The organism is Ruegeria sp. AP12 (assembly GCF_056540025.1).
Genome location: NZ_JBQFVZ010000214.1, coordinates 1 through 689 on the forward strand (window position 1 = coordinate 1; position 689 = coordinate 689).

1 protein-coding gene is annotated in these 689 nt (G+C 48.5%); it reads left to right on the forward strand.

Annotated elements, in window-relative coordinates; genetic code table 11:
- Positions 1-63: 63 nt before the first annotated feature.
- Positions 64-689, forward strand: a 626-nt coding sequence (locus ACR0E6_RS22345) for a glycosyltransferase family 2 protein (RefSeq protein WP_480587501.1), incomplete at its 3' end; no start/stop codon positions are given.

The following is a 689-nucleotide window of genomic DNA, read 5'->3' on the forward strand; positions in this document are numbered from 1 at the left end:
TTTTTGTTACTCGAACCTGAGGAGATCCCCCTTTTTGGTTTTATCTTCTTAACTTAGAAGAAATTGCCGACTATTCTGATCACTGAAATTTTAACGTTCGCTATAGTTGGTGTTATGGTTCAAATTGATGTCCCAAAGCTGAATGCAACGGAAACTGAACCTTCGCTGACAAGCGTTGCCGTCCTTGTACCATGCTACAACGAAGAAGCTTCAATCGGTATTGTCGTACGCGATTTCAAAGCCGTGCTCCCGAACGCAACGGTATATGTTTACGATAACAATTCGAACGATCGCACTGTTGAGGTAGCCACAGAAGCCGGTGCTGTGGTGCGCAGCGAAACCCAACAGGGCAAAGGACATGTCATGAGGCGAATGTTCGCCGATGTTGATGCCGATTGCTATGTGCTGGTCGATGGCGACAACACTTACGAAGCAGCCGCGGCCCCGCGTCTGGTAAATATGCTGCTAGCACAGAACCTTGATATGGTAACTGGATGTCGTGTTACGAATATTGAGGAAGCTTACCGGCCCGGGCATAGGTTCGGCAATTGGGCATTGACCGGTTTGGTGCGGTGGATTTTCGGAGACCGCACCCGTGATATGCTCTCTGGGTATCGCGTTTTTTCGCGCCGATTTGTTAAAAGCTTCCCAGCTTTGTCACGAGGTTTTGAGATCGAAACCGAACTTAC